Here is a 21110-nt window from a genome sequence, read left to right as displayed (position 1 = left end):
TCCACGTTTAGTCTTGAAACAAACTTTATCAATCGGCCGGTCTCTTCATACAAAGACCTGCAAATAGGAAAAAGGCCTGACTTGAACATCAGACCTCATGCTTCATTGTCTTATACAAAGTAAGCAAGCGCAATCGTTAAGAAAAAGAAAAGCACGGTTAAAACGACCGTCATCCGGTGGAGAATCAAATCAAGTCCTCTTGCTTTCTGCTTTCCGAAAAGCTGCTCGGCTCCGCCGGAAATTGCGCCTGATAATCCGGCGCTTTTGCCGGATTGCAGTAAAACGACAACGATCAGTACGATACTTACAATCACTAATAAGACCGTTAAAAATGCGGCCATAACCTACACCTCCAGACAAACTGGCTGACAATAGTTTTATTTTACATGAAAAGCAAGCGCATGTCACGAGCGTTTCGAACAGCTTTTTTTATTTTTTCCCAGCGCCTGAATAAGGTATACAAAAAAAGGAGCGGCTATGCTCCCTATCAGGCGGAATATGTAATCATTTTTCTGACAAGGCCGCCATCATATCTTCCAGCAGCATTTCTGCTCCCCTTGGGCTGAGTACGATTTTGCCGCCCGCATACGTTTTATTTTTGGTGGTGATGTCGCCGGTCATCAAGCATGCCATGTTGGCGGCGTATTTTGTCAAAATGATGTTTTCTCCGTCGGTGTATATTTCGAGCGGGTCCTTTTCATTGATATTCAGCACCCTGCGCATTTCGACCGGGAGAACGACTCTGCCGAGCTCATCGATTCTCCGGACAATTCCTGTATTTTTCACGTTTGAAAAGCCTCCTTTTTTCCTTTGTTTATTGACTTTTGTCAACATCTTTATAATAAAAGAGATCTTCAAATTTTTTGTTGAAATACTGAATCATCTTTCCGATCACAAGCTGTCCGGGCCTCCTTTCGCCATTTAAAACTCTGCTCAGAGTCGCCGGGGATACGCCGATTTCAATGGCAAGCTGATTTAAGGAGAGATTGTGTTCAATCATATACTGGAGAACAAAATCTCTTTTGATATGAATCTTTTTTACCATGATTACTCCCCTTTCTAATCTCTTATGTTTCTTTTTGTCTATATTGAACATAAACGATTTGTTAACTTTTGTCAATACTTTTATCATCCATATGTTTCCTATAGGCAATATTCGTACTAAAATATTTTATAATAAGAGATTGCGAGGTTTTGGCCATGACGAACTTTGGATACCATTTACGACAATTAAGGGAACGGAAAAAACTGACCGTCAATCAGCTGGCAATGTATTCCGGCGTCAGTTCGGCCGGCATTTCGCGAATTGAAAACGGAAAGCGCGGCGTGCCGAAGCCGGCGACGATCAGAAAACTGGCGGACGCTTTGAAAGTCCCGTATGAGGAACTGATGGCATCCGCAGGCTATATCAGCGCATCTACAGTCCAGGAAGCGAGAAGCAGCTACGATTCCATTTACGACATCGTTTCACAGTACGATTTAGAGGATCTTTCTCTGTTTGACAGCGAAAAGTGGAAGGTGCTCTCAAAGAAAGACATAGAAAACCTGGACAAATATTTCGACTTTCTCGTGCAGGAAGCAAGCAGCCGAAACAAAAACTGAATACCTTCTCCGCAGCGCACGCCCCCCTTTTTATCATTTTCGTCTGTTTTCGACCCTGCTGTTATTTTATCCCTTATGTTAACTTTTGTCAATATTTTTCCTGTTTAAGTATTTCCTTTAGTCAACATTTGTATTAAACTGTTTATATCATGAATTTGCGGGGGAGATGGCGATGACAATGTTCGGCGAACAACTCAAAGAGCTGAGGGAACAAAGAAGCCTGTCTGTTAATCAGCTTGCTATGTATGCCGGTGTGAGCGCCGCTGCCATTTCCAGAATCGAAAACGGCCACCGCGGCGTTCCAAAGCCCGCGACGATCAGAAAATTGGCCGATGCTCTGAAAATGCCGTACGAGCAGCTCATGGATATTGCCGGTTATATGAGGGCTGACGAGATTCGCGAACAGCCGCGCGGCTATGTCACGATGCAGGACATCGCGGCCAAGCATGGCGTCGAAGATCTGTGGCTGTTTGAGCCCGGAAAATGGGACTGCTTGTCCCGCGAAGACCTGCTTAACCTCGAACAGTACTTTCATTTTTTGGTCAATGAAGCGAAAAAACGCCAATCATAAAAAGCCGAATTTCTCTTTAGCAGAAATTCGGCTTTTTTCGGCTGCCATTTAAGCGGCATCCGGATTCGGCGTCTTGCCTTTATGATGCTTAACGGGGCTCAGCGCACGTTCAAGCCATCCCATGAACAGATCGGCGATGATCGCCATCAGTGCCGTCGGGATCGCGCCTGCCAGAATGATCGCTGTTCCGTTGGTCGCGTTTGACCCCCTGACAATGATGTCCCCGAGGCCGCCAGCGCCGACAAACGTGCCGATGGCCGTGATGCCGATCGCGATGACGAGCGCGGTTCTGAGCCCTGCCATAATGACCGACAAAGCGAGCGGAAGCTCCACCATCCGGAGCACTTGAAATTTCGTCATGCCCATCGCCTTCCCTGATTCAAGGTAGGCGTGCTCAATGCTGACGATTCCCGTATATGTGTTTCGAATAATCGGCAAAAGCGAATACAAAAACAATGATAGAATCACCGTGTTGGCGCCGAGTCCCATGACTAGCATCAAGACGGCGAGCATCGCAAGCGCCGGAATCGTTTGAATGACATTGGTGATGGAAAAGACCCATTTGCTGATCTTCCGGTATCTGGCGATGAAAATACCAACAGGGATGCCGACGACGGCGGCGAATAATACGCCGTATGCCGACATTAAAAAGTGTCGGTAAAATTCCCCCAGCACATAGCTCCCGTTTTGCGCATAATACGTCCAAAGCTGCTGCAGCACTTCCATTTGTCAGCCCCTCCTTTTACTCAAAATAATTGTGCTTCTTTAAAAATTCGGCCGCGACGACAGAAGGCTCTTTCAGTTTTCCATCAACTTCGTAATTGAGCTCCTGCATCGTTTCGGTATCGATTTTTCCGATCAGTTTATTGATGGTCTCTTTAAGCTCTGGATGTTCCTTCAGCACTTTTTCCGGCACGACCGGCGAACAGTCATACGGCGGGAAAAAGCGTTTATCGTCTTTTAACAGCTTTAAATCATAGGCTTTGATCCTGCCGTCCGTTGAATAGGCAAGAACGATATCCATTTTGCCGTTTTTGACGGCGTCATAAACGAGTCCGATCTGCATTGGAAAGGTCGAGCCGAATGAAAATCCGTATTCCTGTTTAAATCCCGGATATCCGTCGCCTTTTCGTTTCAGCCAGGCATTGTCAACGCCAAGCTTCAGTTTATCCGCGTCTTTTTTCAGATCGGATATGGTTTCATAGTTCCCTTTTTCAGCGAGTTCTTTCGTGACTGTAAAGGCGTACGTATTGTCAAATCCGTAAGAATCAAACCATTTGTAGTTGAATTTCTTTTTAAAGTCCTGCTGTACGATGTGAAGCGCTTTTTCCGGGTCTTTCTCCGCTTCCCTTCCAAGCGTGCTTGTCAGATCTGTTCCCGAATAGCGCGTCGCTGAAATGTCAATGTCTCCGCCGAGCATGGCCTGGTGCTGCACATAGTTTGAGCCGAGGTTTTTGACAAGCACCGTATTGAGATCTGTATCATGCTCGATCAAAAGCGAGATCATATTGGCAAGAATTTCGGATTCGGTCAGGTTTTGCGCCCCGATTTTGATCGTTTTATCGGAAGCCCCACCAAGACCCGGCAGCGCACAGCCGCTGATCAAAAGCAAGAAGACCAGCATGACGGCGCCGAGCCGTCTCAATTTTTTTGTTTGCATAAGAGCCAACTCCTTATGATACTTCCTTCATCCCTTTTAATCCTTGGGGCGTGACTTTGTCTTCGGTTTTCGACAGCATATAGTCGATCACAATGGCCAGTATCGTAACCGGCACCGCTCCGGCGATAATGTACTCAGGCTGGTACAGGTTGAGCCCGATAAAAATATAGTCGCCGAGTCCACCGCCGCCGATAAAAGCCGCGAGCGTCGCCCAGCCGATTAAGTAAACGGTGGAAGTCCGGATGCCTGCCATGATCACCGGCACCGACAGCGGCAGTTCGATCAGGCGGATTTGTTCCCATGCAGTCATACCGATTCCCTTTCCTGATTCAAGCAAATTTTGATTCACGCCTTTTACGCCCGTGTAAGTGTTTCTCAGAATCGGTAGGACTGAATAGAAAAACAGCGCGACAATCGCCGGAATCTTTCCCACTCCGAGGAGCGGAATAAAAAACGCCAGAATCGCCAAACTCGGCAGCGTTTGAATGATATTAACAATTCCAATCACGACGCCGGCCCCTTTTTTCATTCTCGTTAAAACGACACCGAGCGGAACCGCGATAATGATGCCGAGCAGCACCGCAAAAATGGATATATATAAGTGCTCCCATGTTTTATAAAGGATTTCCCCGCCGTTGTTCTGGAGAAATTGGACGATCTGATTCATGATTGATGCACCTCCCTACATTTAACGTTGGACAAGGGTTTCTTCATCTCCCCAAATCGAGTCGTACACGATGTCGACAAGGTTTGCCCTTGTGACAATTCCGACAAGGCGCCCTTCTTCATCAAGAACGGGAACATATTTGAATCCTCTTTTCAAAATTTTTCGGACGGTATCTCTGATGAGCGTGCCTTTTTGAACGGAGTAGACATTCTCATTGACAACCTCTCCGACCGTGACGGCTTTTTTCCGGTATTGATCGATGATTTCAACATCGATATATCCTTTTAAGACATTGCGTTCGTCCACAACAAGCAGTGAATCGACGCGGCGCTCCCTCATCACTTGAATCGCTTCAGTCAGGTTTTTTTCACTCGTAATCGTGACCGGATTCGGATTCATCACTTGTTCGACATGCTCGATGTCAGGACGGGACTGAAGAAGCCGTTCTTTTCCGATGAACTCCTCAACGAATTCATCCGCCGGATTCCGCAAAATGTCGTCAGGCGTTCCGACTTGAACAATCTCGCCGGCACGAAGAATCACAATTCTGTCGGCAAGCTTGATCGCTTCATCCATATCGTGGGTCACAAAGACAATCGTTTTGTCCAGCGATTTCTGCAGCTTTTTGAACTCTTCCTGAAGCGAATCACGGGTGATCGGGTCCAGCGCTCCGAACGGTTCATCCATTAAAATGAGGGGCGGCTCTGCCGCAAGCGCCCGCAGCACGCCGATTCTCTGCTGCTGTCCGCCGCTTAGTTCATGAGGATAGCGGTTCAAATATTCCGGCCCCATATCAACGAGCTGAAGCAGTTCCTCCGCCCGCTTCTTCCGCTTTTCTTCCGGCCATTTCAAAAGCCTTGGAACAAGCGTGATATTCTGCTGAATCGTCATATGGGGAAAGAGTCCGATTTGCTGAATGACATAGCCGATTTTCCGGCGCAGCTCCACCGGGTCCTGATCCATTATGTTTTCTCCGTCGATGTAAATGCTTCCTGAAGTCGGTTCAATTAAACGGTTGATCATTTTCATCGTCGTTGTCTTCCCGCAGCCGCTCGGTCCGATAAAGACGATAAATTCACCTTTTGCTATATCAAGATCAATGTTCTTGACCGCTTTTTTTCCGCCTTTATAAACCTTCGATACATTTTCTAGCTTCAGCAAAACGCACACCTCCATCTGTTTTTTAAAAATTTCAACATCTCATTTATTATAAAATACACTTTGTAAAATAAAAAGTTTACAAAGTGTTTAAATTATATATATAAGACATAAAAATATATGTTAACGGCATCAATCTGCTGGTTATTCTTAAAATTACGGCCGATTTCTTTATTTTCCTGCCGTTTTAGTGTTTTCAACCGCTAGCAAAATTATGATATATTGACAATAAAATTGGCTGCCCGAAGGGATGATGTGCTTTGGAGGAAAACGCTTTAAAGGCGATTAAACAAGCGGAAGAACATTTCATAGAAAAAATCGCGGAAAACATGAATACGTACGGTATATCATCAACTGTCGGCCGCGTGCTCGGGATTATCTATATGAACAGAAAGCCGATGACTTTAAATGAACTGTCAGAAGAAACGGGCATGAGCAAAACGAGAATGAGCCAGGTCGTCCGCGAAATGCTCGATTTAAATATAGCCGAAAAAGTTTTTGAAAAAGGCGTCCGCAAAGATTTGTACGATGTCGAACAAGATTATTACCAAACGTTTATTTCATTGTTTACGGCCAACTGGAGCAAAGTCGTCAAAAAGAACAGGATGATCGGGAAGAAAATCAGAAAAGAGCTGTTGGAAGCCCTTGAGGAAGAAGGCCTTTCACCCGAAACCGAAGCTAAAATCAATGAGCTGCTGGCAGAAACAAAACAATGGATCGATTACTGCGAGTGGCTTGACAATCTGATCGCGTTTTTAGAAAGCGAAGAAATCTTCAAGCATGTGCCGAAACCTTCATAAATCGAAAAAAAGCTGCAAAGAATAAAGCAGCTTTTTTTGCTTTTTCTCCAATCATCCCGACAAAACCGGAAACATCCCTTTTAAGCCCGTGCCGATCATGCCGACCGCCACGACCGCCAAAATCAAGCCCATCAGCCGGGTGATCACATTCATTTCCGTCTGCCCCAATTTGTTGCTGATCAGCGTCGAATAATGAAAAGCCGCAAACGTCAGCAGGAGGACGGCGGCGATGCCGATGATCATACCGCCAAAATGAACCAGGCTGCGACTGCCGGCCGAAAGGCTCATCACCGTTGCAATCGTTCCGGGCCCCGAAATGATCGGAATGCTGAGCGGCGTCACCGAGATATCCTCTTTTTCCTTGCTCTCGCGGTGTTCATCATGATGGAGCGACTGAACATGAGACTGCTTCGCATTCAACAGATTGTAGGCAATTCCGAAAATAAAAATACCCCCGGCAACTCGCAACGCATGGATGTTGATGTCAAAAAGCCTGAAGATGAACTCTCCGAATATGAGAAACGCGATCAGAATCAGAAACGATAAAATTGCAGCCTTTCTCGCCAATGCGGTGCGTTCTTTTGCTTCATAGCCTTCTGTGAGCGCCAAAAAGATCGGCACATTGCCTATCGGATTTGTGACGGCGAACAATGATACAAAAACATGGATGATAAAAGCAAACACGGTTTACCACTCCTTTCTCAGTAAAAAATATGGGTAATCGATTTTTACCTCCGACATTGGCCGCTTAAACTTTCAAAAAACAATGTCATCTTGCGGCACTTTCCTTTATAATAATTTTTTATAGGATAAAATAACTATTTCAAAGGAGATTTTATTTTTATGACATGTTCAAAGTGCGGCCATCAAACAGATGGCGGAAAATTTTGTGAACAGTGCGGGGCAAGCTTGGCAGGCGGCAGTGCTGACAGCAAGGCTCCCGCTGAAACGCCGCAGGCAGCGAGGTACACGGAGGCGGCGAAACAAGCGTCTTCCATGTATTTTTCCTTTTGTTTAAAGGTATTGAAACGACCGTATACCGAAATGAAAAACGCGGGGGAACAGCACGTCCTCAACAGCATCATCACAATGGTGATCTTTGCGCTTACAGTGCCGCTGATGTTTTACTTCGGCCTCAAAGGCTTTTTTGACTCTCTGGGGGACTATTCCGGATTATTCGGCCGATCCTACGCAATGCCGACATTTTTTGATATCGTTGTCAAGCCCGCTTTTACCTTTGCTATTTATATTTTCTTATTATTTGTTTTTACATACGCAGGTGTGCGCATTCGAGGTGTGCAAGCGACATTTAAGGAAGTGCTCGGACGGTTTGGAACGGTGCTTGTTCCTTTCGTCGCACTTCTGCTCGCCGCATTGCTCTTATCATTCATGCAAACGGGTTTGTTTGTATACATTCTTTTCTTTGCCCTTTGCGGTATCGCCTTTTTAATTCCGCCGGCTGTCATCTTGAGCTACCACGAAAAAGCGGCAGGCGCTGTTGATACGATTTACGCGACGCTGATCGTCTATTTGCTGACATTTATGTCTGTGCGGTTCATGGGAGATTTGTTTCTTGAATATTTCGGAAGGATCGGAGGCTCTATATTAGGGCGGCTGTTTTAGAGGACTCAAGGGAAAAAGGGGGGGGATACCAAAACAGGTCGGATTTTTATAAACCGGCCTGTTTTATGTATTTATTCCAATTTCCCGATAAAAAAACGATGTCGATGACGCGCTTTTTTTGAGTTTGATGGCAAACCAGAACGTTGTATGCATTCTACAATCGTTATGCCATTGATTTGGAGAATTCAAGCAGCTCAATTTTATTATCGAACGGATCAACAATGACAGTATAATGACCCGGCGGACATTTTTGCGGTTCTTTGTACAAAACTTTCACACCGTTTTTTTTCAGATGTTCTAAGTCCTTATTCAGATCATCGGTTTGTAATCCAAGTACGACTTGTGAATTTTCTCCATAGTCTAAGGTATTCGGTTTCGAAGCTTTCTCAAGAATGATTGGAAAGCCATTTACATTTAATTCAATGATATTCTCTCCATACTCTTTTTCTAAATTGAAATTCATTTTTTCACAATAAAACTTCTTCGCCTCTTTCATGTCTGTTACTTTAATGGATACCATACAGACCTTGGCCTTCATCTTTTACACCTACTTTCTGGATTGAAAATTTCTCATCGTTACTATTAATTTTGCACTTTATAATCTTGTTGATTGAATAACATTTTCGTCGATTGACTTAAAAATCCTTCTTTCAGCAGAACTTTTTTAAGTTTATGGATACTAATGATGGTGAGAGGTTTAAAGTAGATCACAATCATTACTGGGAGTCCGTAAAACACAAAAAATAGTTCTGATTTAGCCAAGTTCCAGCCAAGATGTATATTATATTGATGACCAAGTTTTTTATTTAGGGTTATTCCTTTTAGATAAAATAAAAGCTTGCAGAGAAGACAGTGCTTTCTCTACAAGCAAAACTGACATGCCATCGTGTCTCTTATTTATACAACAGCCTGATCTTTTTAAAACAATCATGCTAACGGTAAAATCATACAATTCCCTTATATTTGCTTTACTATACTATTCTATTGAGATCAAAAGTAACTCCCCGCCTTCTACAACAGCATGGTAAGTCCACTTGTAGGTTTTGAGTTGTTCTTTTCCGCCTTTAATGATATTGATTTTCTCCGTTGTCTTAATCGTTGCCTCCCGCCCGTTTTGCTTCCAGCTGTTTACGCTGAAATCTGCAACTTCTTCCTGCGTCCCGCTGTTGTACAGTTTAGTGACAAGTTTCTTTTGATCGTTGTACAGCGGACTTCCTTCTTTCAAGCTGTCGCGGACAAGGCCGAAATTGTTTGTGTTGATGGCGCCTTGAAGACCGTATAAATACGTTTCAATGGCGGAAGCAACCTTTTGATCAGTGAGCTCTTCATCTGCTGATGCATTGTTCACAGCTCCTTTTGCCGAAGCCCATGCCGATGTGTATTCCTTCGGATTGTCATTTTTGATTTCTTTTTGATGTTCGATATTGATAACGGCTTCAGGATCGCTTTTTTCGACGAACCACTTTTTCTTGCTTTCTGAATAGACCAGTGTGTACGTATAGCCGTTATCGTTTTCTTCCAGTTCAGGGGCACTGTAGTCGTCATAATAAGCCGATTTATGCTTTTCAATCCCTTTAACCTCTGTTTTCCATTGCCCGTCTTCTTTGTACAGCCGAAACGAATCAAGATCAAATACGGTAGATAAGTAGGTGCCTTTATAGTAGGTGCTGCTGCTTTTCAGCCCGTCCGTGACCTCTTTCAGGCTAGTTTGATAAGACGTCGCGGCCAGTGTCATGCCGCTGACATCGCCGCTTGCAAAGGCCTTTGCTGCTTCTTTTGTATGACTGACGACCGTGGTCATCATCTCATCCATAAATTCCTTGTCTGAAGCAAGATTGACTTCGATTTCCCCGCTTTCAATCGGCGCTTTTTCGCTTTTCAGCTTCCCCCACGGAAATTGCGCCTCAACCGCAGCAGTCATTGAACCGTCAGTCAGCACGGGTCCGAATTCAGTTCCTTTGAACGGGTTGATCTTCATCTCCTGATCATTGATCCAGAGCGTTCCTTTCAAGTTTTCATAGCCTTCTCCAAAGACGAGCTTTGCCATGTGCCCGTCAAGGTCCGCATTAACCTTCACATCACCTTGGAGGGCAGTGACCTTTTCCGCTTTTTCAAGGTCGGCGATTCCGCTTTTCAGCTTTGCCTTCACCTCGTAAATACCGGGAACAAACGGGCCGATTTTTTTCTCGAAGTTTTCTTTTTCTGTTGTGATGACCTTCTCACCGTTAACAAACAGGCCGGTATCTTTATAGTTTGTCTTAACCGTTAAATAGACAGGCACCGTGTTCAAGACATAGTGGTCATAGATCCAAAAACGTCTGCCCTTTTTTTCGATCGTCATCAATGGATGGCCGGCACCGCTCTTTAAGGATGAGATCAGCTCTTTTTCTTCATCCGGATGTTCTTTCAAATAATCGAGGAGCGGCTTGACGTTTTTCTCCGTGACAGCCAGATCCACGTCTGATGATTGAAGCAGTTTTGCTGCTTTCTTGGCATCTTTCTGATCGAGGGCAGCTTCAAAATCGGAAATCAGTTTTTCCTTTGAAGTGAGTGCTTCACCGGTTTTATAGCCGGCAAACAATAAAATCAAGCAGGCCGCGATTGCTGCCATGATGATGATTCTTTTTCGTGTCATCGCACGCTGATACCCTGCCGCCGGATCGGAAGCTCGTTCCTCGTCCACCCGCGCGCCGCAATGCTTGCAATACAGCGCATTTTTTGTTCGTTCCCTTCCACATTCCTTGCAAAAATTCATGACTTTCCTCCTATCAAACTTAAACCTATTTAGTCATTTTATACTATATTTATCGTAAGAAGGGAGTTAATCTTAAGGCAGCATCAAAAAAAGCCAAACGAATGCGCTGATCCGTTTGACTTTTTTTTCATTATTTTAAAAAGTATTTTTCGATATCATCAAGCATCAGATTCGCTGCAAGGACGCCCCCGGCTGTATTCCAGACGGCATCGCTCACTTTATGGACGTTTCCTTTTTTGGAGACGCTTAAATTTTTAAAGAGCGGATCGTTGACATAGTCTTTCTCAATGGCGCTTGCTTTGTCATTGCCTGTCTCATACGTGTAATAAAAAAGCACGTCTCCATCCATATCAGGAATTTGCTCCTTTGTCACTTCCATTTGTCCGAGATCGTTGGCTTCCTGGCCTTTAGGCCTTGCAAAACCGAGCTGATCCAAAATCGTTCCGGCAAACGATCCCTTGTGATAGATGCGGGTATCGGCATCTGTAAAGCGGACGAGAGAGACTTTTTGCTTCACTTTATCGCCGAGCTTTTCATGAATGTCTTCAACACGCTTATCAAAGTCAGCGATGACTTTTTCGCCTTCTGCTTTTTTATTGAGCGCCTCGGCTGTCAGCTTAAAGTTGTCTTTCCATTCCCCTGACAATGTCTCGGCAAATACGGTCGGCGCGATGGCTTTCAGCTTGTCGTATACTTCTTCTTGGCGGATTTTGTTGCCGATGATGAGGTCAGGGTTCAGGCTCGCGATTTTTTCAATATTCGGCGCAGCTTCCGTTCCGACGTTCTCTACGCCTTTCATTTTATCTTTAATATGATCATACCATGGATCTCCCAGCCAGGATTGAACGGCGCCGATAGGTTTAACACCCAGGGCGAGCACTGCTTCTGTCGCTTCATTCGTCAGCACAACGACTTTTTTCGGAGTGCCGTCAATTGTCGCTGTTCCCATTGCGTGCTTTACAGTATAGGAATCTTTGCTGTCGTTCTTCTCCGCAGCTTGTTCTTTCTCTTGATTTCCACAGGCGGCTAATACAAGGAAAAGCGCAGCGAACAGCGCAAACCATTTAAAACGTTTCATGATATGCTGTATCCCCTTTTCTCAAATGATTTTCATTATCAATTAGATTATATAATGAAACAACCCAAAGTCAATATTAAATTCCTATAAATCTGCTTTGGATGATGCTGAAGACCGTTTTTAAGCTGTTTTACAGGTGGGATTATCCAGTGGAATCGGCGAAAAGCCGATAAAGCTTAATCAGAGGTTTAAGGAGGTTCTATTTTGAAAGCATTCGCTTTTGAAAACTTGCCAACTCTTTTGAAAATCATGATCTTGATCCCGCTGCTTGCAACCATTCTGTCGATTATCATATATATCACCTATAGAGAGAACATTAAACGCTGCTATTGAAGCGGCGAGAGCTGGTGAATCAGGAAAAGGGTTCGCCGTCGTGGCTGAGGAAGTCCGCAAGCTTGCCGAGGAAACAAAAAATGCTTCGACTGATATTTCAGCTACCATCCACTCAATACAAGACGGGATAACCCATTCAGTCGAATCGATGAAAGACAGCCAGCAAGCTGCACATACAGGCATCGAAAAAGTCAAACAAACGGGGCAGTCCTTTACAAGCATCCATCAATCTATCCATGATGTGACAGCAAATATTCAGCTTATCAAAGATGATATCCAAGCTGTTGAAGAACATACAAAACAAATGCGCGATATCGTCAAACAAGTGCACGATTATTCAGTGAACACAAGCGAAAACGTAAACAATTCATCCGCTTTAACAGAGGAGCAGTCATCGATTACGGCAGAAATCGCCAAAGCATCAGAAGACCTGGTTGTTATAGCGCAGGACCTTCAAGAAAAGATTTCTCAGTTTAAAATGTAGAGCAATTAAATAACACCCTCGCTTAAAAGACGCAAGGGTGTTATTTTTATTTTGAAGATAAGTAAAAAAATCATAAAGTGATACATAATGTCCAACACTATCATGAATCATTTAAGTCCATTGAATGTAGTATGTATGATTTATTTTTTATGCTTTGTCAAAAAAATAACCAAATAGAATATTTAACAGTACTCTCATCTGGACAGCCAAATAGTTAGAATCCTGTACGTGGCATAGATGTTTAATTAAAAGATCACTCTATTTATTGTTTATCTTTTTGTATCGAATATAAAAAGAAAGATCTATTAACGATCCAAGCATTATTCCTATGGAAAGACCATACGATAAAATATTAAAAACGACTCCAAGGAAAAGCCCTAAACAAAAACCGATTACTAGAAATACCGCGCCATCCCCTTTATATTGTTTCAAATTAAACAGCTCCTTAAATGTATAAGTTAATTATAGCATATTCTCCCAAAAATTCTTTTAATACCATCAAACTCCATTCAACTATTTTTTCTTAATAAAACAATAGTTTTTTAGTTCAAACACTAAGATAATTATTCCGCTTTTACTTCTGAATACTTATAGTGTATATTTTCAAGTGGAGGGATTTAAATGAAAAATTTGGCTTTATCCATTCTCTATCTTTTAGGATTTGTGATGTTAAGCAGCTGGTCGGTTTCATTTGGAGAAATGTTCGGAGTCAATGTTTCAGCTATACCTCAGTTTATTTTAGCGATGCTGTTCACACTTATCATAGGAGGCTATACGGGTCTTCCTTTAATTTATATCAAATTCAAAAGATCTGAAACGTTGTTTTTCACGAATCAAAAGGTCTTCCTCATCACCTTAGGATTGGGTGTGCTGCTTTCCTGCGCGGCTTACAGCCTTCAGCAAACGCTCTCTTCCATTGCGATTGCACTGCTGTCGATCATTGGTTTTTTGATCATTGGCATTAGCGGTTTTCTTCCCGCCTGGCTTCTGAAACCTGTGAAAAGTCTGTGATAACGGGTGGGCTTTTTCTTAGGCTGAAGGGTTGTTGGAGCCCAAGGTTGTAAACAGTGCTAGACAAAATGGGGCAGAAAATACCTTTCCGATTCATAAAAACAACAATTTGCTATCACCATTTACAAATTAATGAAAATTCCTTATGATATAGATGTAATCTCAGAAAGCATGTTGTATATATTAAGAAGACCGAAGTGCTCCAACACTTCGGCTTGTACAAAAAGCCGGCCCTTCGAAGGGGCTTGCTCAGATTGATCTAAAATAGACCACTCCCTATCACTTTCCAGGCTCAAGGGGCGGTCTATTTTTCTTTGTTCTTTGACAACATGGCAATCAGCATGCCAAAAGCAATCATTAAAGAGATTGTTTCATATGCTGTCACTTTTATCACCCCCTTTCAGAAGGGGATGAGCAAGACTTCCCTTGAGTGAGCAAAGCTTTTTATACGAGGTAGATTATACCATACCAAGCAGAGTGTTAAATAAAATAAAAAACCCTTTTCCCTCATGAAATTTGCTTTTCCACCGAAAAAAATGCTCCTCCAGCGTCTAAAGCATCGTTCTCCTCATGGTCTTTGAGCTACTTATTGATCGAGTTCATTAACGTGAAGAAATATTCAGGTTGGCTGGTCTTATTGAGTTGATACCATGAATCCAATGTATCCGGTGCAAACACGTCTAATTTTTTCAGCACTTCCCTCGCGAATTCAAGAGGAGCCGTTCCTGATGCAGTAACCAGATTCTCATCAGATACCGCTGGCTCCATCTCATAAAATGGTTCTCCTTTATAATGGGGACAGACCATTTTCATATATGCCAGGTCATTGCTTGTATGCTTTCTTGAATTCAAGTATCCGTTATTCGCCAGTCCCGCAGTTGCGCCGCAAATTGCGACAACCATCGCGCCAAGCTCTAAAGCTTCGCCGGCCTTTTTTAAGATCGGCTGATGAATCTCTTCTCCCCAAGTATTCCCTCCGGGTAAAATTAAAAGATCCGTACTCTCAAGCGTCCACTCATCAAGTGAGATATCCGGTTTGATGCGCAGCCCTCCCATCGTCGTCACCATTTCTTTAGTCACTCCTATTGTCATGACTTTTAAAGGTGCTGCATCTTTTTTGAAATATCTTCCCGAGTTCAGTTCGGCCATTAAATATCCATATTCCCAATCCGACATTGTAGGAAATGCATAAAGATAAACTGTTTTCGACTGCATCCATAACACTCCAATCTCAATTGATACAGCCTATTATAGTCAAAAACCCTGACAGCTCTTGTCAGGGTAAAGAAAAAATTAAGCTTTCACACAAAAAAGAGCTTGGCCGCATCAGCAGCCAAGCTCTTTTTTATGCTTACTTATTCAAGTTGTAGAAAGATTGAATACCGTGGTATTGAGCAGTTTCAGCCAACTGATCTTCGATGCGAAGAAGCTGGTTGTATTTCGCAACACGGTCCGTACGGGACGGAGCACCTGTTTTGATTTGTCCTGCGTTTGTTGCCACAGCGATGTCAGCGATTGTGCTGTCTTCAGTTTCACCAGAACGGTGAGAGATAACAGCAGTGTAGCCTGCGCGTTTCGCCATTTCGATCGCATCGAATGTTTCAGTCAATGTACCGATTTGGTTTACTTTGATCAGGATAGAGTTGCCGACGCCGTTTTTGATGCCTTCAGCAAGTTTTTTCGTGTTTGTAACGAAAAGGTCATCACCGACAAGCTGAACTTTTGAGCCAAGACGCTCAGTCAGTAGTTTGTGGCCTTCCCAGTCGTTTTCGTCAAGTCCGTCTTCGATAGAGATGATTGGGTATTTAGAAACCATTTCTTCGTACCAGTCAACCATTTCAGCAGATGTTTTCACAACGCCTTCGCCGGACAGATGGTATTTGCCGTCTTCTTTGTTGTAGAACTCAGAAGATGCAGCATCCATAGCCAATTTCACTTCTTCGCCAGGTTTGAAGCCGGCTTTTTCAATCGCTTCAACGATTGTTTGAAGCGCTTCTTCGTTAGAACCAAGGTTTGGAGCGAATCCGCCTTCATCACCTACAGCAGTGTTCATTCCTTTAGCAGAAAGAACTGATTTCAAGCTGTGGAAAATTTGTGCTCCCATGCGAAGTGCTTCGCGGAAGTTTTCCGCACCGACAGGCATGATCATGAATTCTTGAATGTCAACGTTGTTGTCCGCATGCTCTCCGCCGTTTACGATGTTCATCATCGGTACTGGGAGCGTTTTAGAGTTGAATCCTCCAAGGTATTGGTATAGAGGAATCTGTAAGAAATCTGCAGCTGCGCGGGCAACGGCCATTGATACGCCAAGGATGGCGTTGGCGCCGAGCTTGCCTTTATTTTCAGTTCCGTCAAGTTCGATCAGCAATTTGTCGATTGATACTTGCTCTGTCACATCAAAGCCGATAAGCTCAGGTGCGATGATTTCGTTTACGTTGTTAACGGCTGTTAAAACGCCTTTTCCAAGGTAGCGGTCTTTGTCGCCGTCGCGAAGCTCAACAGCTTCGTATTCACCAGTGGAAGCTCCGCTTGGAACAAGCGCGCGTCCAAAAGCTCCTGATTCAGTGTATACTTCAACTTCAACCGTCGGGTTACCGCGGGAGTCTAATACTTCACGTGCATAAACATCAACAATGTATGGCATGTTTGTTTCTCTCCTTTAAAGCTTATTTTTGAATTAATGACGATCCTGTCATTTCTTTCGGTTTTTCAACACCCAGCAAGTCTAAAAGAGTTGGCGCCAGATCCCCGAGGATTCCGCCTTCTCTTAATGTCACGCCTTCTTTTGTGACGATGACAGGAACCGGATTTGTCGTATGTGCGGTGTGCGGCTTGCCTTCTTCGGTAATCAGCACGTCTGCGTTACCGTGGTCGGCCGTAATAATCGCGTGGCCGCCTTTTGCAAGAATCGCATCAACGACTTCGCCGAGGCACTCGTCAACCGCTTCGATTGCTTTGACCGTTGGCTCGACTTTTCCTGAATGTCCGACCATGTCAGGGTTGGCAAAGTTGAGGATGATCGCGTTATGGTTTTCAGCCTCAATTTCTTTGACAAGCGCATCTTTTACTTCATATGCACTCATTTCAGGTTTCAAGTCGTATGTTGCAACTTTAGGCGAGTCGATTAAGATTCGCTCTTCGCCAGGGAATTTCTCTTCGCGTCCGCCGCTCATAAAGAACGTAACGTGCGGATATTTTTCAGTTTCAGCGATGCGAAGCTGCTTCAACCCGTTTTGGGATAAAACTTCGCCGACTGTGTTGTCGAGATTGACCGGTTTGAATGCCACGTATCCGTCAACCGTTTCACTGAAATGTGTCAAGCAGACGAAATGAAGGTTTTTCGGATGCTTGTCTCCGCGGTCGAAATCGCGGAAGTCATCATTGGTGAACGTGTTGGAAATCTGGATCGCCCGGTCAGGTCTGAAGTTGTAGAAAATGACCGCATCGTTGTCCTTAATTGTCGCAACAGGCTCGCCGTTTTCTTTCGTGATGACGGAAGGAATGACGAATTCATCGTAAATTCCGTTTTCATAAGAATCTTTCACGACATCGAGCGGATTTTCATATTTCGGTCCTTCTCCGTATGCCATGGCTCGGTACGCTTTTTCGACGCGGTCCCAGCGCTTGTCTCGGTCCATTGAATAATAGCGGCCTGACAATGTTGCGATCTCGCCGACGCCGATTTCTTCGATTTGCTCCTGAAGCTCTTTGATGTACTTCTCAGCTGTTTGCGGGCCTACATCGCGGCCGTCAAGGAAGCCGTGAATATAGACGTTTTCAACGCCTTCTTTTTTCGCAAGCTTCAAGAGTGCGTACAAATGTTGAATATGGCTGTGTACTCCGCCGTCAGACAGCAGTCCGAACAAGTGGAGGTTTGTGCCTTTTTCTTTGACGTGTTTCATCGCGTCTAAAAACGTTTCGTTCCGCTCAAATTCGCCTTCACGGATTGCGACGTTGACGCGCGTCAGGCTTTGATAGACGATCCGTCCGGCGCCAATGTTCAAGTGGCCGACTTCAGAGTTTCCCATTTGTCCTTCGGGAAGTCCGACCGCTTCGCCTGAAGCTGTCAGCGTCTGATGCGGATACTTGTTCCAATAGCGGTCAAAGTTCGGTTTCTTCGCTTGGGCTACGGCGTTTCCGACTGTTTCGTCCCTTAGTCCAAACCCATCCAAAATGATGAGTGCGGCCAATTTATTACTCATATTGACCTGCCTCCAGTAATTGCACGAAAGACTGCGGCTCAAGGCTTGCTCCGCCGACAAGAGCGCCGTCGATATCGGATTCGGCCATATATTCTTTAATGTTCGCAGGTTTTACGCTTCCGCCGTACTGAATGCGGACGCTGTCTGCTGCAGCTTGTCCGAATTCTGATGCAACGGTTTTGCGGATGTGCGCGCATACTTCGTTTGCATCTTGTGCAGTTGAAGATTTGCCGGTTCCAATCGCCCAGATCGGCTCATAAGCGATCACGGAAGCAGCTACCTGTTCAGTTGTTAAACCTGCAAGTGCTTTTTTCACTTGGTCTGCAACAAGCTCGTTTGTTTTGTTTGCTTCGCGCTCTTCAAGCGTTTCACCTACGCAGATGATCGGCACGATGCCATATTTGAATGCAGCATGCGCTTTTTTGTTGACCGTTTCATCCGTTTCAGCAAACATTTCGCGGCGCTCGGAGTGGCCGATGACGCAGTATTCAACTCCGAGGTCTTTCAAAGCCGCAGGGCTGATTTCACCCGTGAAAGCACCGCTTTCTTCAAAGTGCATGTTTTGCGCGCCGACTTTCAGATCTGTACCTTTAACAGCTGATGCAAGCTTTTCAAGGAACAGTGCAGGCGCACAGACAACAGCTTCTGCTTTATCTGCTGCGGGAATGGAAGATTTCACTTCTTCAACGAAGCTGACAGCTTCTGAAAGCACTTTATTCATCTTCCAGTTACCGGCTATTATTGGTTTTCTCATGTGCTCCACTCCTTATGCTGTATATTTTGCTTACTTGTCGTTCAATGCTTTGACGCCAGGAAGTTCTTTTCCTTCCATAAACTCAAGGGAAGCTCCGCCGCCTGTTGAAATGTGGCTCATTTTGTCAGCAAGGCCGAACTTTTCTACAGCAGCTGCAGAGTCTCCGCCGCCGATGACAGAGTATGTATCTTTTGCCTCTGCTAAAGCTTCAGCGACAGCTTTTGTTCCTTTAGCGAACGCATCGAGTTCGAATACACCCATCGGTCCGTTCCAAACAACAAGCTTGCTGTTTTTAATGACGTCAGCATATGTTTTTCTTGTTTCCTCCCCGATGTCAAGGGCTTCCCAGTCGCTAGGGATTTCGCTGACCGGCACGACTTTCGTGTTGGCGTCGTTTGAGAAATCGTCAGCAACAAGCACGTCTGTAGGCATGTAGAAGTTCACGCCTTTTTCTTTGGCGCGGTCCATGAAAGATTTAGCCAATTCAATTTTATCTTCTTCAAGCAGGGATTTTCCTACTTCATGGCCCAGCGCTTTAACGAACGTGTAAGCAAGACCGCCGCCGATGATCAGGTTGTCTACTTTCTCAAGAAGACTTTCGATCACGCCGATTTTGTCTTTTACTTTTGCGCCGCCGATGATCGCTGTAAACGGACGTTCAGGGTTAGACAGTGCTTTGCCCAGCACTTCAAGCTCTTTTTCCATGAGGAAGCCTGCAACAGCCGGAAGGTGTTCAGCGATACCTGCTGTTGAAGCATGGGCACGGTGAGCCGCTCCGAATGCGTCATTGACATAAACGTCAGCCAGGTCGGCAAACGCTTTAGACAGCTCAGGATCATTCTTTTCTTCTCCCGGATAGAAGCGGACATTTTCCAATACGAGAATATCTCCGTCTTTCATTTCGGAAATTTGCGCTTTTACGGCGTCGCCGTAAGCTTCATCCGCTTTTTTCACTTCTTTGCCGATCAGTTCGCCGAGGCGTGCGGCTACCGGCGTTAAGCGAAGCTCTTCTGAAACCTGGCCTTTCGGACGGCCCAAGTGGCTTGCAAGAAGAACTTTCGCTCCCTGCTCTGTTAAGTATTGAATCGTCGGAAGTGCGGCGCGGATTCTCGTATCATCCGTCACTTTTCCGTCCTTCATCGGAACGTTAAAGTCAACACGGCAGAAAACAACACGGCCTTTTACATCAATGTCTTTTACTGATTTTTTGTTCATGGCTTTTAGGAGATCCTCCTTTTAATGTTTTACAAGCCTGAAAACGGAAATCCCCGGGCGGCTTAATTGGCGCCGATATGGAAAAAGGGAAAGGGAGTGTGTGTCCCCTTCCCTTGTCCGCTTTCATTATAGCGCTTCTCTCATCAAGAACCAAGTCTGATTCTGGTTTCCGGATTAAAGACCTTGTTTTGCGATGTAAGCGGCAAGGTCAACTACACGGTGAGAATATCCGCTTTCGTTGTCATACCAAGAAATAACTTTAACCATGCTGCCTTCCATAACCATTGTAGAAAGAGCATCGATTGTAGAAGAGTTTGCATTGCCGTTGTAGTCTTTAGAAACAAGCGGCTCTTCGCTGTAGCCAAGAACGCCTTGAAGTTCGCCTTCTGCTGCTTCTTTAAACGCTGCGTTTACTTCTTCTGCTGTTACTTCTTTGTCAAGTTCAGCAACCAGGTCAACAAGTGATACGTTTGGTGTTGGAACACGCATTGCTCCGCCGTTCAGTTTTCCTTTCAATTCAGGAAGTACAAGAGAAACGGCTTTCGCTGCACCAGTTGTTGTAGGAATGATGCTTTCAGCTGCCGCACGCGCACGACGGTAGTCTTTGTGCGGAAGATCCAGGATTTGCTGATCGTTTGTGTAAGAGTGAACAGTTGTCATCATACCGCGTTTGATGCCGAATTTGTCGTTCAGAACTTTTGCAAACGGCGCAAGGCAGTTTGTTGTGCAAGATGCGTTAGAGATCACATCGTGGTTAGCCGCATCGTATTTATCTTCGTTAACACCCATAACGATTGTAATATCTTCTTCACTCGCAGGAGCTGAGATGATAACTTTTTTCGCGCCGGCTTCCAAATGTTTCGCCGCATCTGCGCGTTTTGTGAAGAAACCAGTAGATTCAACTACGATTTCAACGCCTTGTTTGCCCCAGCTAAGTTTAGAAGGATCGCGCTCTGCTGTAACTTGGATTGTTTGACCGTTAACAACTAGGTTGTTTCCGTCAACAGAAACCTCTGCGTCCAATTTTCCGTGTACTGAATCATATTGTAATAGGTGAGCAAGCATGTTAGCGTCTGTCAAATCGTTAACTGCTACAACCTCAACTTCAGGATTATTTAATGCTGCGCGGAATACATTGCGTCCAATACGACCAAAACCATTAATACCGACTTTTACTGCCATGATGATTTCCTCCTT

General features: G+C 44.6%; 24 protein-coding genes and 1 pseudogene. 7 read left to right on the top strand and 18 right to left on the bottom strand.

Annotation, left to right across the window (positions count from 1 at the left end; genetic code table 11):
* Positions 1 to 110: 110 nt before the first annotated feature.
* From secG to M1D90_RS03605, 3 genes are all read right to left on the bottom strand, one after another.
* Positions 111 to 341, bottom strand: coding sequence for a preprotein translocase subunit SecG (gene secG, locus M1D90_RS03615; RefSeq protein WP_003185418.1), 231 nt, complete (start codon positions 339 to 341; stop codon positions 111 to 113).
* 163 nt (positions 342 to 504) lie between these two features.
* Entirely contained in the window at positions 505 to 786 is a 282-nt protein-coding gene (locus M1D90_RS03610; RefSeq protein ID WP_020452985.1) for an AbrB/MazE/SpoVT family DNA-binding domain-containing protein, read from the bottom strand.
* A 28-nt stretch (positions 787 to 814) separates the two neighbouring features.
* Positions 815 to 1048 (bottom strand): helix-turn-helix domain-containing protein, encoded by a 234-nt coding sequence (locus M1D90_RS03605; protein ID WP_085959538.1) that lies wholly within the window; start codon positions 1046 to 1048, stop codon positions 815 to 817.
* 152 nt (positions 1049 to 1200) lie between these two features.
* On the opposite strand from M1D90_RS03605, the gene M1D90_RS03600 reads away from it, so the two are divergent.
* Both M1D90_RS03600 and M1D90_RS03595 read left to right on the top strand, forming a co-directional pair.
* Positions 1201 to 1602, top strand: coding sequence for a transcriptional regulator (locus M1D90_RS03600; RefSeq protein ID WP_020452987.1), 402 nt, complete (start codon positions 1201 to 1203; stop codon positions 1600 to 1602).
* A 172-nt stretch (positions 1603 to 1774) separates the two neighbouring features.
* Positions 1775 to 2173 carry a helix-turn-helix domain-containing protein gene (locus tag M1D90_RS03595; protein ID WP_224066730.1) on the top strand — a complete coding sequence of 133 codons (399 nt, stop codon included), beginning with the start codon at positions 1775 to 1777 and terminating at the stop codon, positions 2171 to 2173.
* Between the two features lie 48 nt (positions 2174 to 2221).
* Here the strand turns inward: M1D90_RS03595 and M1D90_RS03590 are convergent, their stop codons facing one another.
* From M1D90_RS03590 to M1D90_RS03575, 4 genes are read right to left on the bottom strand one after another with little or no spacing between them, the layout of a single operon-like run.
* Positions 2222 to 2899: an ABC transporter permease gene (locus M1D90_RS03590; RefSeq protein ID WP_020452989.1), complete on the bottom strand. Its 678-nt coding sequence runs from the start codon at positions 2897 to 2899 to the stop codon at positions 2222 to 2224.
* Positions 2900 to 2915: 16 nt separating this feature from the next.
* The gene (opuCC, locus tag M1D90_RS03585) at positions 2916 to 3833 is read right to left on the bottom strand and encodes an osmoprotectant ABC transporter substrate-binding lipoprotein OpuCC (RefSeq protein ID WP_103750129.1); all 918 of its coding nucleotides are present in this window, start codon (positions 3831 to 3833) and stop codon (positions 2916 to 2918) included.
* Positions 3834 to 3846: 13 nt separating this feature from the next.
* A complete protein-coding gene (locus M1D90_RS03580) occupies positions 3847 to 4500 on the bottom strand; it encodes an ABC transporter permease (RefSeq protein ID WP_456283139.1) in 654 nt (217 codons plus the stop codon).
* 21 nt (positions 4501 to 4521) lie between these two features.
* Complete coding sequence (locus M1D90_RS03575; RefSeq protein ID WP_020452992.1) at positions 4522 to 5661, bottom strand: betaine/proline/choline family ABC transporter ATP-binding protein; 1140 nt, start codon at positions 5659 to 5661, stop codon at positions 4522 to 4524.
* A gap of 257 nt (positions 5662 to 5918) precedes the next feature.
* On the opposite strand from M1D90_RS03575, the gene M1D90_RS03570 reads away from it, so the two are divergent.
* Positions 5919 to 6458, top strand: coding sequence for a GbsR/MarR family transcriptional regulator (locus tag M1D90_RS03570; RefSeq protein ID WP_020452993.1), 540 nt, complete (start codon positions 5919 to 5921; stop codon positions 6456 to 6458).
* A 51-nt stretch (positions 6459 to 6509) separates the two neighbouring features.
* On the opposite strand, the gene M1D90_RS03565 is transcribed toward M1D90_RS03570, so the two are convergent.
* The gene (locus tag M1D90_RS03565) at positions 6510 to 7142 is read right to left on the bottom strand and encodes an NAAT family transporter (protein ID WP_020452994.1); all 633 of its coding nucleotides are present in this window, start codon (positions 7140 to 7142) and stop codon (positions 6510 to 6512) included.
* A gap of 159 nt (positions 7143 to 7301) precedes the next feature.
* Here M1D90_RS03565 and M1D90_RS03560 point away from each other — a divergent pair, with 159 nt between their 5' ends.
* Entirely contained in the window at positions 7302 to 8081 is a 780-nt protein-coding gene (locus M1D90_RS03560) for a zinc ribbon domain-containing protein (protein WP_456283138.1), read from the top strand.
* 163 nt (positions 8082 to 8244) lie between these two features.
* On the opposite strand, the gene M1D90_RS03555 is transcribed toward M1D90_RS03560, so the two are convergent.
* The 3 genes from M1D90_RS03555 to M1D90_RS03545 all read right to left on the bottom strand — a co-directional run bounded on the left by M1D90_RS03555 (position 8245) and on the right by M1D90_RS03545 (position 11914).
* Entirely contained in the window at positions 8245 to 8619 is a 375-nt protein-coding gene (locus M1D90_RS03555) for a VOC family protein (protein ID WP_095292199.1), read from the bottom strand.
* 438 nt (positions 8620 to 9057) lie between these two features.
* A complete protein-coding gene (locus M1D90_RS03550; protein WP_456283137.1) occupies positions 9058 to 10836 on the bottom strand; it encodes a zinc ribbon domain-containing protein in 1779 nt (592 codons plus the stop codon).
* Between the two features lie 130 nt (positions 10837 to 10966).
* On the bottom strand, positions 10967 to 11914 hold the full coding sequence (locus M1D90_RS03545) for an ABC transporter substrate-binding protein (protein ID WP_101561452.1): 948 nt from the start codon (positions 11912 to 11914) through the stop codon (positions 10967 to 10969).
* Positions 11915 to 12118: 204 nt separating this feature from the next.
* Here M1D90_RS03545 and M1D90_RS03540 point away from each other — a divergent pair, with 204 nt between their 5' ends.
* From M1D90_RS03540 to M1D90_RS03530, 3 genes and pseudogenes are all read left to right on the top strand, one after another.
* On the top strand, positions 12119 to 12247 hold the full coding sequence (locus tag M1D90_RS03540) for a hypothetical protein (RefSeq protein WP_257878897.1): 129 nt from the start codon (positions 12119 to 12121) through the stop codon (positions 12245 to 12247).
* A pseudogene (locus M1D90_RS03535) lies at positions 12231 to 12731 on the top strand (methyl-accepting chemotaxis protein); the annotation flags it as partial. The gene M1D90_RS03540 and the pseudogene M1D90_RS03535, both read left to right, overlap by 17 nt.
* 621 nt (positions 12732 to 13352) lie before the next feature.
* A complete protein-coding gene (locus M1D90_RS03530) occupies positions 13353 to 13742 on the top strand; it encodes a hypothetical protein (RefSeq protein ID WP_101561450.1) in 390 nt (129 codons plus the stop codon).
* A gap of 304 nt (positions 13743 to 14046) precedes the next feature.
* Here the strand turns inward: M1D90_RS03530 and M1D90_RS03525 are convergent, their stop codons facing one another.
* From M1D90_RS03525 to gap, 7 genes are all read right to left on the bottom strand, one after another.
* A complete protein-coding gene (locus tag M1D90_RS03525) occupies positions 14047 to 14127 on the bottom strand; it encodes a putative holin-like toxin (RefSeq protein WP_095292191.1) in 81 nt (26 codons plus the stop codon).
* A gap of 197 nt (positions 14128 to 14324) precedes the next feature.
* Positions 14325 to 14957, bottom strand: coding sequence for a type 1 glutamine amidotransferase family protein (locus M1D90_RS03520; protein ID WP_456283136.1), 633 nt, complete (start codon positions 14955 to 14957; stop codon positions 14325 to 14327).
* 136 nt (positions 14958 to 15093) lie between these two features.
* Positions 15094 to 16386, bottom strand: coding sequence for a phosphopyruvate hydratase (eno, locus tag M1D90_RS03515; RefSeq protein ID WP_020453001.1), 1293 nt, complete (start codon positions 16384 to 16386; stop codon positions 15094 to 15096).
* A gap of 22 nt (positions 16387 to 16408) precedes the next feature.
* Entirely contained in the window at positions 16409 to 17944 is a 1536-nt protein-coding gene (gene gpmI / locus M1D90_RS03510; RefSeq protein ID WP_020453002.1) for a 2,3-bisphosphoglycerate-independent phosphoglycerate mutase, read from the bottom strand.
* Positions 17937 to 18698 (bottom strand): triose-phosphate isomerase, encoded by a 762-nt coding sequence (tpiA, locus tag M1D90_RS03505; protein ID WP_020453003.1) that lies wholly within the window; start codon positions 18696 to 18698, stop codon positions 17937 to 17939. Before tpiA ends, gpmI begins: the two co-directional genes overlap by 8 nt.
* A 30-nt stretch (positions 18699 to 18728) precedes the next feature.
* On the bottom strand, positions 18729 to 19913 hold the full coding sequence (locus M1D90_RS03500) for a phosphoglycerate kinase (protein WP_020453004.1): 1185 nt from the start codon (positions 19911 to 19913) through the stop codon (positions 18729 to 18731).
* A 174-nt stretch (positions 19914 to 20087) separates the two neighbouring features.
* Positions 20088 to 21095 carry a type I glyceraldehyde-3-phosphate dehydrogenase gene (gap, locus tag M1D90_RS03495; protein WP_020453005.1) on the bottom strand — a complete coding sequence of 336 codons (1008 nt, stop codon included), beginning with the start codon at positions 21093 to 21095 and terminating at the stop codon, positions 20088 to 20090.
* Positions 21096 to 21110 lie beyond the last annotated feature (15 nt).

It is taken from the genome of Bacillus sp. JZ34, from assembly GCF_053903205.1.
Note: the sequence above shows the minus strand (reverse complement) of the source record. Positions and strands in the feature narration are given on the sequence as shown.

Coding starts and splice junctions, on each gene's coding strand:
- secG (WP_003185418.1), bottom strand. CDS start 341: ATGGCCGCATTTTTAACGGTCTTATTAGTGATTGTAAGTATCGTACTG.
- M1D90_RS03600 (WP_020452987.1), top strand. CDS start 1,201: ATGACGAACTTTGGATACCATTTACGACAATTAAGGGAACGGAAAAAA.
- M1D90_RS03595 (WP_224066730.1), top strand. CDS start 1,775: ATGACAATGTTCGGCGAACAACTCAAAGAGCTGAGGGAACAAAGAAGC.
- M1D90_RS03590 (WP_020452989.1), bottom strand. CDS start 2,899: ATGGAAGTGCTGCAGCAGCTTTGGACGTATTATGCGCAAAACGGGAGC.
- opuCC (WP_103750129.1), bottom strand. CDS start 3,833: ATGCAAACAAAAAAATTGAGACGGCTCGGCGCCGTCATGCTGGTCTTC.
- M1D90_RS03580 (WP_456283139.1), bottom strand. CDS start 4,500: ATGAATCAGATCGTCCAATTTCTCCAGAACAACGGCGGGGAAATCCTT.
- M1D90_RS03560 (WP_456283138.1), top strand. CDS start 7,302: ATGACATGTTCAAAGTGCGGCCATCAAACAGATGGCGGAAAATTTTGT.
- M1D90_RS03555 (WP_095292199.1), bottom strand. CDS start 8,619: ATGAAGGCCAAGGTCTGTATGGTATCCATTAAAGTAACAGACATGAAA.
- M1D90_RS03550 (WP_456283137.1), bottom strand. CDS start 10,836: ATGAATTTTTGCAAGGAATGTGGAAGGGAACGAACAAAAAATGCGCTG.
- M1D90_RS03545 (WP_101561452.1), bottom strand. CDS start 11,914: ATGAAACGTTTTAAATGGTTTGCGCTGTTCGCTGCGCTTTTCCTTGTA.
- M1D90_RS03530 (WP_101561450.1), top strand. CDS start 13,353: ATGAAAAATTTGGCTTTATCCATTCTCTATCTTTTAGGATTTGTGATG.
- M1D90_RS03520 (WP_456283136.1), bottom strand. CDS start 14,957: ATGCAGTCGAAAACAGTTTATCTTTATGCATTTCCTACAATGTCGGAT.
- eno (WP_020453001.1), bottom strand. CDS start 16,386: ATGCCATACATTGTTGATGTTTATGCACGTGAAGTATTAGACTCCCGC.
- gpmI (WP_020453002.1), bottom strand. CDS start 17,944: ATGAGTAATAAATTGGCCGCACTCATCATTTTGGATGGGTTTGGACTA.
- tpiA (WP_020453003.1), bottom strand. CDS start 18,698: ATGAGAAAACCAATAATAGCCGGTAACTGGAAGATGAATAAAGTGCTT.
- M1D90_RS03500 (WP_020453004.1), bottom strand. CDS start 19,913: ATGAACAAAAAATCAGTAAAAGACATTGATGTAAAAGGCCGTGTTGTT.
- gap (WP_020453005.1), bottom strand. CDS start 21,095: ATGGCAGTAAAAGTCGGTATTAATGGTTTTGGTCGTATTGGACGCAAT.